Annotated in this window: 8 protein-coding genes; all 8 read left to right on the forward strand. The window is 41.2% G+C overall.

The genetic code is table 11. The features are described 5' to 3' along the window. The first annotated feature begins 23 nt into the window (after nucleotides 1-23). The 8 genes from bshA (at nucleotide 24) to carB (ending at nucleotide 12472) form a co-directional block, all read left to right on the forward strand. Nucleotides 24-1163: an N-acetyl-alpha-D-glucosaminyl L-malate synthase BshA gene (gene bshA, locus QWY93_RS05410; protein WP_290247152.1), complete on the forward strand. Its 1140-nt coding sequence runs from the start codon at nucleotides 24-26 to the stop codon at nucleotides 1161-1163. Between the two features lie 140 nt (nucleotides 1164-1303). After that, nucleotides 1304-1930 (forward strand): sterol desaturase family protein, encoded by a 627-nt coding sequence (locus QWY93_RS05415; protein WP_290247153.1) that lies wholly within the window; start codon nucleotides 1304-1306, stop codon nucleotides 1928-1930. A gap of 79 nt (nucleotides 1931-2009) precedes the next feature. Beyond that, entirely contained in the window at nucleotides 2010-2285 is a 276-nt protein-coding gene (locus QWY93_RS05420) for an NAD(P)-binding domain-containing protein (protein WP_290247154.1), read from the forward strand. Nucleotides 2286-2290: 5 nt separating this feature from the next. After that, entirely contained in the window at nucleotides 2291-2824 is a 534-nt protein-coding gene (locus tag QWY93_RS05425; RefSeq protein ID WP_290247155.1) for a Rossmann-fold NAD(P)-binding domain-containing protein, read from the forward strand. Between the two features lie 243 nt (nucleotides 2825-3067). Continuing rightward, nucleotides 3068-5851, forward strand: coding sequence for a 2-oxoglutarate dehydrogenase E1 component (locus QWY93_RS05430; RefSeq protein WP_290247156.1), 2784 nt, complete (start codon nucleotides 3068-3070; stop codon nucleotides 5849-5851). Nucleotides 5852-5972: 121 nt separating this feature from the next. Continuing rightward, nucleotides 5973-7541 (forward strand): 2-oxoglutarate dehydrogenase complex dihydrolipoyllysine-residue succinyltransferase, encoded by a 1569-nt coding sequence (gene odhB, locus QWY93_RS05435; RefSeq protein WP_290247157.1) that lies wholly within the window; start codon nucleotides 5973-5975, stop codon nucleotides 7539-7541. Between the two features lie 466 nt (nucleotides 7542-8007). After that, complete coding sequence (lpdA, locus tag QWY93_RS05440) at nucleotides 8008-9405, forward strand: dihydrolipoyl dehydrogenase (RefSeq protein WP_290247158.1); 1398 nt, start codon at nucleotides 8008-8010, stop codon at nucleotides 9403-9405. Between the two features lie 247 nt (nucleotides 9406-9652). Next, nucleotides 9653-12472, forward strand: coding sequence for a carbamoyl-phosphate synthase large subunit (gene carB / locus QWY93_RS05445; RefSeq protein ID WP_290247159.1), 2820 nt, complete (start codon nucleotides 9653-9655; stop codon nucleotides 12470-12472). Nucleotides 12473-12521: the final 49 nt, after the last annotated feature.

Here is a 12521-nt window from a genome sequence, read left to right on the forward strand (position 1 = left end):
AATGGTTTTTTAATAAAGAAAAAATGAGAATTGGAATTGTCTGTTACCCAACATTTGGGGGGAGTGGCGTTGTAGCTACTGAATTGGGAAAAGCCCTTGCAAAAGAAGGCCATGAGATACATTTTATCACATACAGGCAACCCACTCGACTGGATTTTTTTAATGAAAATTTATTTTACCATGAAGTAGATATCAAAAGCTATCCGCTTTTTGAACATGCTCCCTATGAATTGGCTTTGGCAAGTAAAATGGTCAATGTAGTGGAATTCGAAAAACTGGACCTATTGCATGTCCATTATGCGATCCCACATGCTTCTGCTGCCTATATGGCCAAGCAAATACTCAAAAGTCAGGGTATAGAAATTCCAGTGGTCACCACCCTCCATGGTACGGATATTACCTTGGTAGGGAAGGATCCCAATTATGCCCCTGTAGTCACCTTCAGTATCAACCAATCCGATGGTGTAACTGCCGTTTCTGAAGACCTGAAGAAAGCTACCTTTGAACATTTTGACATCAAAAAGGACATTGAAGTGATCCCCAACTTTATTGACCTGGACCGCTTCAAAAAACAAAAGAAAGAGCATTTTAAAAGGGCCATTTGTCCCAATGATGAAAAATTATTGGTCCACACTTCCAATTTCAGAAAGGTAAAAAGGGTGGAAGATGTGATCAAAGTGTTTTTTGAAATCCGAAAAGTTCTCCCCTCAAAACTCTTATTGGTGGGTGACGGTCCGGAAAGGGATAAAATGGAACGCCTATGCCGTGAGCTAGGTACTTGTGAAGACACCCGGTTTTTGGGAAAACTGGATGCGGTGGAAGAGGTTCTGTCGGTTTCTGACCTTTTCTTGATCCCTTCTGAAAAAGAAAGTTTTGGATTAGCGGCCTTGGAAGCCATGGCTTGTGAAGTCCCAGTCCTTTCCTCTAATGCCGGAGGGATCCCTGAAGTAAATATAGATGGAGTAACAGGCTTTGCTTGTCCTATTGGAGACATCAAAGAAATGACCCAAAAAGCCCTGTTTATCCTTTCAGATGAAAATCTTCCAGGATTTAAAAAGCGGGCATTGGCCAGGGCAAAAGAATATGATGTTTCCAATATCCTTCCCCATTATGAAAAATTTTATAAGGAAACGATTGAAAAAACTTTAACATTGACGAAATAACACAAAGGACATTATTATTTCTCCCAAAGGATAAGTCCTTTTGATTTCAATCCATTAAATTTGTGGCATAAGGGGAGCTGTATTGAAATGTCCTTAATTCAACTTGCAGGACCCCAGATCAGAATTAAAATAATCTTAGGATGAAAAAAATTGGAAGACTGGACAGACCCGACAACAATGGTTCAGCACAAATGTTCCATAATCCTGTATTGGAAAAGTTATCCCGAACACATATAAGTATTCCAATTATCATGTTTTTGGTAATAGGCGGGGTGTCAATTTACAAAGGGATTACCACCACTGAAACCCCCATCCTTTTAGGGATTGGAATTTTATTACTTGGTTTGCTTTCCTTTACTTTCGTGGAATATATGATGCACAAATATTTTTTTCATATGGTGCCCAACACCAAATTGAAAGACAAATTACAATATTCCGTACATGGGGTCCATCATGATTACCCTAAGGACAAGGATCGATTGGCCATGCCTCCATTTATCAGTGGTTTGTATGCCTTGATTTTATATGTGGTATTTGATTTTATCATGGGAGATTATGCCTGGTATTTTCTTCCCGGTTTTCTGGTTGGTTACTCTTTGTACCTTGGTGTGCATTATGTTGTTCATGCCTATCAGCCTCCCAAAAACTTCCTGAAATCACTTTGGGTCAACCATGCCATCCACCATTATAAAAACCCGGATGTAGCATTTGGAGTAAGCTCTCCACTTTGGGATTTTATCCTTGGAACCATGCCCAAAAGAGATTAAAAATAAACTGGCCTTCTTTCATTAAAGAAGGCTTTTTTGTGAAATACTAAACCCAAACCTAACCGATAAAGCCCTAAATATGAAAATCAGCATAATCGGTCTTGGCTGGCTAGGGGAACCCTTGGCCCACCATTTGATCAGTCAAGGCCATGAAGTCACGGGCAGCACCACCTCTGAGGAAAAACACCAGCAGCTCACCAAAGAAGGAATTCCCAATCAAATCCTAAAATTTGTCCCCCATCCAGAAGGGAAACAGTTTAACCGTCTATTTAAAACGGATGCCCTAATAATAAATATTCCCCCCAAAGAAGACACTTTCCGGACACTTTCCATCCAGAACAGATTAAATATGTAAAATCATTGGCCATCCAATCAAGAGTAAAGAAGGTCATATACACCAGTGCCACTTCGGTATACCCCAATCTCAACAGGTTAATGAGGGAATCTGAAAAGTTGGACCACAATAATACGGGAAACCCTGCCCTATTGGATGCGGAAAACCTTTTGTGGAAGGACCGGGATTATGATCTTACAGTCATCCGTTTGGGTGGTTTGTTGGGAATGGACCGTATTCCAGGAAAATATTTTTCCGGAAAAGAAAATGTTCCTGGCCACCCTCCTGTCAATTATATACATCAATCTGACGCCATCCGCCTGATTACTTTTATCCTTGAAAAAGATATTTGGAACCAAACCTTCAATGGTGTAAGCCCTATTCACCCTAGCAAAAAAGAAGTTTTCCTTAAAAACGCCCAAGAACTGGGCATTGCCCCACCAAGAAGTTTTGATCTGGGAAAAAAAGCGGACTGGAAAGAAATTGATGGTACAAAAATAGGGGAATTTGGGTTCCGGTTTATCTATGAGAACCCCTTATTTTTTGATTATTTGCTTTAAATCAAAATAAAAAAATTTAATAATTGGCCCGAAAATAGCTTTCTCACAGTCCGAAAAACCAAAACTACTTTCAAAAATACCCCTTTGCCAAATTATAATTTACAAATACGGATCAATATCAAACAAATATTCTGAACCCAATTTCAACAACCCCTGATTATCAGGTTCATTCGTTTATACGAATGTGCGGTTTTATAAAAAAAACATAAGTCTCTATATTTGCATAGCTGAAAAACAATAATCATGGACAAATTTTCATACATTTCCAATGCCCATGTAGCTTATATTGATGAGCTATATGAAGATTACAAAAAAGACCCAGAATCGATTGACCCCAGTTGGAAAACATTTTTTGATGGCTTTGATTTTGCCATCTCCAAATATGGGGATGATGAAGTACCCAGTAAAACTGACTCCCAGGCCCCCAATGGAAGCCTGGCCACCCGTGGCACCATTATGGACATGGAGCAGTTGCCAAAGGAAATAAAAGTCAGGGCATTGATCCATGCCCACCGTTCCAGAGCTCACCTTCGCTCTAAAACTAACCCTGTAAGACCAAGAAGGGACAGAAAAGCCCTGATTGACCTAGAAGATTTCGGGTTAGAGGAAGCTGACCTAAACACTGAATTCCAGGCTGGGAATGAAATTGGTATTGGAAATGCCAAGCTAAGCAAAATCTTAGAATCCCTGAAAACCATCTATGAAGGTTCTATGGGATTTGAATATTTATCTATCCGGGATCCGGAAATGTTGGATTGGTTGAAGCAGAAAATTGAAAAAGAAGCTTTGACCTTCAATCCTCCAACAGAAGAAAAAAAGAGAATTCTGTCCAAGCTTAATGAGGCTGTGGTTTTTGAAAACTTCCTTCACACCAAATACCTTGGTCAAAAGAGATTTTCCCTGGAAGGTGGGGAAAGCACCATTCCATTTTTGGATGCTTTGATCAACAAAGGTGCTGAATTGGGTGCCGAGGAAGTGATGATTGGGATGGCCCACCGTGGAAGACTCAATGTATTGGCCAATATCATGGGCAAAACCTATGAGCAGATTTTCTCGGAATTTGAAGGGACTGCCAAGCCTGACCTAACCATGGGAGATGGAGATGTGAAATACCATATGGGATTTTCCAGTGAAATCACCACTAGCTCCAATAAAACGGTTAATTTGAAACTGGCTCCAAACCCTTCCCACCTGGAAGCTGTAAACCCAGTAGTGGAAGGATTTGTAAGAGCTAAAATCGACCATCAATATAAAAGTGACAAAAGTAAAGTCATTCCTATCCTGATCCATGGGGATGCTGCAGTTGCCGGACAAGGCATTGTATATGAGGTTACTCAAATGGCCCACCTTAAAGGTTATAATACCGGTGGCACTATCCATTTTGTCATCAATAACCAGGTTGGTTTTACCACAGATTTTGATGATGCCCGGAGTTCCATCTACTGTACGGATGTAGCCAAAATCATTGATGCTCCAGTGATACACGTAAATGGGGATGATCCTGAAGCAGTGGTTTTTGCTGCAAAGTTGGCTGCAGAATTCAGACAAAAATTCAAAAAAGATATTTTTGTGGACATGGTCTGCTACAGAAGACATGGTCACAATGAATCTGACGAACCTAAATTCACACAACCTGAGCTGTACAACCTTATTTCCAAACATCCTAACCCAAGGGAGATCTACAATAAAGAGCTTTTGGATAGAGGGGATGTGGATGCCAAACTGGCCAAACAGATGGATAAGGAATTCCGCAAATTGCTTCAGGACAGACTCAATATGGTGAAGGAAAAACCACTTCCCTATACCTTTTCTCCATTTGAGCAAGCCTGGAAGGAGCTCAGAAAATCCAAACCAGAGGATTTCGAACAATCCCCGGATACCAGCATTTCCGAAGAAGCTATCGAAAAAGTAGCCGAAGCGCTGACCACTGTTCCAAAAGGCTTCAAACCACTCAAGCAGATTGAAGCACAGATGAAGCAAAGGAAGGAAATGTTCTATAACAGCAAAACCCTTAACTGGGCTGCTGGTGAATTATTGGCTTATGGATCCCTATTGTTGGAAGGGAAAATTGTCAGATTGACGGGGCAGGATTGTCAAAGGGGAACTTTCTCTCACCGACATGCAGTCCTTCATGATGCCAACACCAACAAACCTTACAATTCCCTACAGGAATTGAAAGACAGTACTGGACATTTCCAGATTTATAATTCCCTTTTGTCTGAATATGCCGTATTGGGTTTTGAATATGGCTATGCCATGGCCAATCCAAATGCCCTGACCATTTGGGAAGCTCAGTTTGGAGATTTTGCCAATGGTGCCCAGACCATGATTGACCAGTTTATCAGCTCTGGTGAATCCAAATGGCAAAAGATGAATGGCATTGTAATGTTATTACCCCATGGCTATGAAGGACAAGGGCCTGAGCACTCCAATGCTAGACCTGAAAGATTCCTTCAGCTTTCTGCAGAATACAACATGATAGTGGCCAATATCACCGAACCATCCAACTTCTTCCATATGCTAAGAAGACAGTTGACCTGGGAATTCCGGAAGCCATGTGTGGTCATGTCACCAAAGTCCCTTTTGAGGCATCCTAAGGTAACCTCCCCTATGGAAGAATTTACCAAAGGTCGTTTCAGAGAGGTTATTCAGGACAGTAGGGCCAATAAAAAGGATGTAAAAAGAGTGGTTCTTTGTTCTGGAAAAATCTATTATGAGCTGGATGAAATCCGTGAGAAAGAAAAAGTAAAAGACGTTGCCATCGTCCGTGTAGAACAGCTGCACCCACTTCCAAAAAATCAGATTTTGGAAGCTGTAAAATCATTCTCCAATCATTCCGAAGTAGTTTGGGTTCAAGAGGAACCTGAAAACATGGGTTACTGGACATACATGATGAGGGCATTGTTCAGGGATTTTCCTATGGATGTGATCGCCCGGAAATCCAGTGCCTCTCCAGCCACCGGATACCATAAAGTACATGTGGAAGAGCAACAGAGCATAATCAATAAAGCACTTAAACTTTCATAAATCCCCCAAACTCCTTTCTGGCAGATCCGGAAAGAAGCTTTTTTGGGCTTAATTTTAATATTTAAATCGATAATTTGAAATTAACCTTAGACCAGAAGGTTTGGGGGTAAAAAAGACAGCCATGAGTTTAGAAATCAAAGTCCCTGCAGTAGGGGAATCCATTAGTGAAGTTACAATCGGCCAATGGTTCAAAAATGACGGTGACTACGTTGAAATGGACGAGGTCATCTGTGAACTGGAATCTGATAAGGCCACTTTTGAATTGACTGCCGAAGCAGATGGTATTTTGACCACCAAAGCTAAATCAGGAGATGTATTGGAAATTGATGAGGTGATTTGTGAAATTGATACCAATGCTTCCAAAGAGGATGCTACCTCAGGTTCCAAAACTGAGGAAAAAGAGAGTGAAGACAACGGATCTGAAAGCAAACCATCCAGCTCCTCCAATGGTGGTAAAACCGGGGAAGTGAAAGAAATGGTCGTTCCCACTGTGGGCGAATCCATTACTGAAGTAAACCTGGCCTCTTGGCTGAAAGAAGATGGTGATTTTGTAGAGATGGACGAAATCATTGCTGAGGTGGATTCTGACAAAGCTACTTTTGAACTCCCTGCAGAAGCCCAAGGTATTTTGAGACATGTAGCCCAAGAAGGGGACACCCTTGAAATCGGTGGCTTGATATGTAAAATTGAGGTGGTTGAAGGCGAAGCTCCATCAGAAGAAGAAAAAGAAGAAGCTTCATCCTCTGCTTCCGCTACTGCACCAAGTTCCGACAAAGATACATATGCCACAGGCCATGCTTCCCCTGCAGCTGCTAAGATTTTAGCAGAAAAAGGCATCGATGCCAAAGATGTAAAAGGCACAGGGAAAGATGGAAGAATTACTAAAGAGGACGCCGAAAAAGCTGAAAAACCAGCACCAAAACCTGCTGCCAAAGAGGAGAAGAAAGAAAGCAAAGAAACTGCTCCAGAAGCTCCAAAAGTAAGTGGAGAAAGAGAAAGCAGAAGGGAGAAAATGACTTCCCTGAGAAGGACTATCTCCAAGCGTTTGGTTGCTGCCAAAAATGAAACAGCCATGCTCACCACCTTTAATGAGGTGAACATGAAACCTATCATGGACCTTAGAAAGCAGTACAAGGAAATGTTTAAAGAAAAGCATAATGTCAACCTGGGCTTTATGTCTTTCTTCACCAAAGCAGCCTGTGTAGCTCTTCAAGAATGGCCAGCGGTCAATGCCCAAATCGATGGCAATGATATTATTTATCATGATTTCTGCGATGTTTCCATTGCAGTATCTGCGCCAAAAGGCCTGGTAGTTCCAGTAATCCGAAATGCCGAATCTTTATCTTTTGACCAAATTGAAAAAGAGGTGGTTCGACTTGCTGTTAAAGCCAGGGATGGGAAACTGACTATTGATGAAATGACAGGAGGAACCTTTACCATCACTAATGGTGGTATTTTCGGATCCATGATGTCTACGCCGATCATCAACCAGCCGCAATCCGCCATCTTGGGTATGCACAATATCGTAGAAAGGCCCATGGCAGTCAATGGAGAAGTGAAAATTCTTCCCATGATGTACCTGGCCCTTTCTTACGATCACCGCATCATCGACGGCCGTGAATCTGTAAGCTTCCTGGTAAGAATGAAACAATTACTGGAAGACCCAGCCAGGCTTTTATTGGGTGTTTAAGAAGAGGCAGTACAAAGTACCAGGTATTAGAAACATTAATCCTGGTACTTTCTTTTCTTGTTTCAATAAAGATAAAATTTTGTTTGATTCAATTAATTGAGCTTCATTATCAGCTTCAAATTAATTCTTTAACCATAGCAATTTTTATCATGCACAGATACAAGAAACTTTAAGCAGGGCAAATCGCCATTGGTTTAGCCGTTGACATTTTCAAAATTACCGAACCCCTTCCCCAGGAAGAAATCCTAATCGGTAATTCGATCAACTTTTAGGCTATTCTATAGACTCAGCCTTTGAATTAGATACTCAACTGAATATTTCCAATAAGCTGGATTAAATTGACGGCAATTCCTTTGCAAAGGCAATTCATGAATTGGAAATCATTCAAACTCCGCGAAGTTTAAATCTAAAAAATAATTAACCAGGGGTACCTTAAAACTTTGTACCTCGTACAAATAAAACAACCATGAAATACGACCTTATCGTTATTGGATCCGGACCAGGAGGTTATGTGGCCGCTATTAGAGGGGCACAGCTCGGTTTAAAAACTGCCATTGTTGAAAAATATCCCACTCTGGGAGGAACCTGCTTGAATGTAGGCTGTATTCCTTCCAAAGCATTGTTGGACTCTTCTGAACATTATCACAATGCTGCGCATACTTTTAAAACCCATGGCATTGACCTAAAGGATTTAAAAGTTAACATCAAACAAATGATTGACCGTAAAAATGATGTGGTCAAGCAAAATGTGGAGGGGATTCAGTATTTGATGAAGAAAAACAAAATCGATGTTCATCAAGGCGTAGGTTCTTTTGTGGATAAAAACACCATCAAGGTTACCAACAGTAATAAATCCGAAGAAATCACCGGAAAGAATATTATCATTGCCACAGGTTCCAAGCCTTCTTCCCTTCCCTTTATAGAAATTGATAAAAAGAGAATCATTACTTCCACCGAAGCATTGAACCTGAAAGAGGTGCCCAAGAAAATGATTGTAATTGGCGGAGGTGTAATTGGCCTGGAATTAGGTTCTGTATTTGGTCGAATGGGCACCAAAGTTTCTGTGGTGGAATACATGGATTCCCTGATCCCCACAATGGACAAAACCATGGGCAAAGAGCTTCAAAAATCCCTTAAGAAAATGGATTTTGAATTTTTCTTGAAGCACAAGGTTACATCTGTTGAGAACAAGGGAAAAGAAGTCATTGTAAAAGCTGAAAACAGTAAAGGCGAAACCGAGGAATTAAAGGCAGATTATGTTTTGGTTTCCATTGGTAGAAGACCTTATACCGACGGACTAAATGCTGAAGCAGCTGGTGTGAAGATTAATGATCGCGGACAGGTGGAAGTGGATGAACACCTAAAAACCAACGTGGACAATATCTATGCTATTGGTGATGTGGTTAAAGGAGCCATGCTGGCCCATAAGGCAGAAGAAGAAGGCGTTTTGGTTGTGGAACAATTAGTTGGTCAAAAGCCGCATATCAATTACAACCTTATCCCGGGTGTGGTTTACACTTGGCCTGAAGTTGCTTCTGTAGGTTACACTGAAGAGCAGCTTAAAGAAAAAGGCATCAAGTATAAAACTGGAAAATTCCCCTTTATGGCCTCAGGACGGGCCAGGGCATCCATGGATATAGATGGACTGGTAAAAGTTTTAGCCGATAAAGAAACTGATGAGATTCTAGGAGTCCACATGATCGGCCCAAGAACCGCCGATATGATTGCTGAAGCAGTCGTTGCCATGGAATACAGGGCATCAGCAGAAGACATCGCCCGAATGTCCCATGCCCACCCAACTTATACGGAAGCATTCAAAGAAGCCTGTCTTGCTGCTACGGAAAACAGAGCTTTACATATATAAATTTTATTTTTACTTTAACCAATAATAAAGGCCAGGGCTATTTCAGCCTTGGCTTTTTTATTTCCCTTTCTTTTTAATAAAATTTCCATTAAAAAAATGGCCATAAAGTCTTTGGCAGCCCCTCTCACAAATATCTTTTTATTTCATCGTGATAAATCCAATTCTTGGGATGTTAGTTTCAATATTTTCCTTAATTTTGCACCAATTTAGCCATAAGTAAAAATCTTATACAAAACCTCTCTTAAGCATGCCTAAAGACAAAAGCATCAAACATGTACTGATTATCGGAAGTGGTCCAATTGTAATCGGCCAAGCCTGTGAATTTGATTATGCAGGTTCCCAAGCATCCAGGTCACTCCGGGAAGAGGGTATCACGGTGACCCTGATCAACTCTAACCCGGCCACAATTATGACCGATCCGGTTACAGCAGACAATGTTTACCTGCTTCCCTTAGAGAAAAAATCAATCATAAAAATTCTCACTGAGCACCCGGATATTGATTGTGTGCTTCCCACGATGGGTGGACAAACTGCCCTGAACCTTGCTATTGAAGCCGATAAGGCAGGCATTTGGGACAAATACAATGTTAAAATGATCGGGGTGGATATTGATGCCATTGAGACTGCCGAAAACAGGGAAAAATTCAAAGCCCTGATGGAGAAATTGAACGTTGGGGTTTGTATAGGTAGAACGGCAACTTCTTTCCTACAGGGAAAAGAAATTGCCCAGGAAATCGGATTCCCTTTGGTCATCAGACCATCTTATACCCTAGGAGGAACCGGTGGAGGTTTTGTTGAAAAAGAAGAAGAATTTGAAACAGCCCTGATGAGCGGGCTTAAGGCATCTCCTACTCACGAGGTCCTGGTTGAGCAAAGTATTCTGGGATGGAAAGAATATGAGTTGGAGGTGCTTAGGGACAACAAAGGAAATATGATCGTGATTTGTTCGATCGAAAACTTTGACCCTATGGGAGTCCATACTGGAGATTCCATCACCGTGGCCCCTGCCATGACCCTTCCTGACACTGTTTATCAGGAGATGAGAAACCAGGCCATCAAGATGATGAACGGTATCGGTAATTTTGCCGGGGGATGTAACGTTCAGTTCTCTGTTAGCCCAGACAACTCGCAAATCATCGGTATTGAAATCAACCCAAGGGTATCTAGATCTTCTGCATTGGCCTCCAAAGCTACAGGTTATCCTATCGCCAAAGTAGCAGCAAAACTGGCCATTGGATATAACCTGGATGAATTGAAAAACTCCATTACAGGGACCACCTCTGCCTACTTCGAACCTGCTATCGATTATGTAATTGTAAAAATCCCTCGTTGGAACTTCGATAAGTTTAAAGGATCGGACAGAAAATTAGGCCTTTCCATGAAAGCCGTTGGAGAAGTGATGGGGATTGGCAGAAATTTCCAGGAAGCTTTGCAGAAAGCCTGTCAATCACTTGAAATCAAAAGAAATGGGCTGGGCGCAGATGGAAAAGAGCTTACCAAGCAAGATGAAATTTTGTATAGCTTGGAACACCCCAGCTGGAATAGGTTATTCCATATTTATGATGCCTTCAAATTAGGCATTTCCTTTAGGACCATTCAGGATCTTACCAAGATTGACAAATGGTTCCTTAAACAAATTGAAGAACTCGTTCACCTGGACATTACCTTGGCCAAATATACCTTGGAATCCATTCCTAAGGATTTGATGATGATCGCCAAGCAAAAAGGTTATGCCGACAGACAAATTGCCCACTTGTTAGGATGCCTTGAAAGTGAAGTGTTTAAGAAAAGAAGAGAGGAAATGGGCATTAAGCGGATCTACAAATTGGTGGATACCTGCGCAGCGGAGTTTGAGGCCCAAACCCCATATTACTATTCCTCCTTCGGAGATGAAAATGAGTCTGTTCCTTCCAATAATAAAAAAGTCATCGTATTGGGATCCGGACCTAACCGGGTGGGTCAAGGAATTGAATTTGATTATTCCTGTGTACATGGTGTCCTTGCAGCCAAGGAATGTGGTTATGAGACCATCATGATCAATTGCAATCCTGAAACGGTTTCTACGGACTTTGATGTGGCGGACAAACTTTATTTTGAACCGGTATTCTGGGAACATATCTACGAAATCATACTACAAGAAAAACCTGAAGGGGTGATTGTTCAGTTAGGTGGGCAAACTGCCCTTAAGCTTGCAGAAAAGCTGGAAAAATATGGCATCAAGATTTTAGGTACCAGCTACGATGCACTTGACCTTGCCGAGGACAGGGGAGAATTTTCCAGCCTTTTGAAGGAAAATGATGTTCCTTATCCACAATTTGGCACTATTCACAATACTGATGAAGCATTAGAATTGTGCAAGGAAATTGGATTCCCACTTTTGGTAAGGCCCTCCTATGTATTGGGCGGTCAAGGGATGAAAATTGTAATCAACGAAAAGGAACTTGAACAACATGTAGTAGAGGTTTTAAAAGACATCCCTGATAATGAAATCCTCCTTGACCACTTCCTAGAAGGTGCAATTGAGGCTGAAGCGGATGCAATTTGTGATGGAGAAAATGTGTACATCATAGGCATCATGCAGCATATCGAACCAGCGGGAATCCACTCGGGGGATTCTTATGCGGTATTGCCTCCATACAATTTGGGCGATTTGGTGGTAAGACAAATCGAAACCTATACGGAAAAAATTGCTCTCGCCTTGAAAACAAAAGGGCTGATAAATATTCAGTTTGCCATCAAGGATGATCAGGTATATGTAATTGAGGCTAACCCAAGAGCTTCCAGAACCGTACCTTTTATCTGTAAAGCTTACAGGGAACCTTATGTGAATTATGCCGTCAAGGTAATGCTGGGCGAAAATAAAGTAACCGACTTTGAATTTAAACCATACAAAAATGGTTATGCCATCAAAGAGCCGGTTTTCTCATTCCATAAATTCCCTAATGTTAATAAGGAACTTGGACCTGAAATGAAATCAACCGGAGAAGCCATCTACTTCATTGATGATTTGATGGATGATTATTTCCTAAGGATTTATTCTGAAAGGAACCTGTATTTAAGTAGATAACAAAAAAAGCAGTTTACATGGCCTTTTATCTGGCCATGTAAACTGTCCT

Source organism: Echinicola jeungdonensis (assembly GCF_030409905.1).
GTDB classification, from domain to species: domain Bacteria; phylum Bacteroidota; class Bacteroidia; order Cytophagales; family Cyclobacteriaceae; genus Echinicola; species Echinicola jeungdonensis.

Coding starts and splice junctions, on each gene's coding strand:
- bshA (WP_290247152.1), top strand. CDS start 24: ATGAGAATTGGAATTGTCTGTTACCCAACATTTGGGGGGAGTGGCGTT.
- QWY93_RS05415 (WP_290247153.1), top strand. CDS start 1,304: ATGAAAAAAATTGGAAGACTGGACAGACCCGACAACAATGGTTCAGCA.
- QWY93_RS05420 (WP_290247154.1), top strand. CDS start 2,010: ATGAAAATCAGCATAATCGGTCTTGGCTGGCTAGGGGAACCCTTGGCC.
- QWY93_RS05430 (WP_290247156.1), top strand. CDS start 3,068: ATGGACAAATTTTCATACATTTCCAATGCCCATGTAGCTTATATTGAT.
- odhB (WP_290247157.1), top strand. CDS start 5,973: ATGAGTTTAGAAATCAAAGTCCCTGCAGTAGGGGAATCCATTAGTGAA.
- lpdA (WP_290247158.1), top strand. CDS start 8,008: ATGAAATACGACCTTATCGTTATTGGATCCGGACCAGGAGGTTATGTG.
- carB (WP_290247159.1), top strand. CDS start 9,653: ATGCCTAAAGACAAAAGCATCAAACATGTACTGATTATCGGAAGTGGT.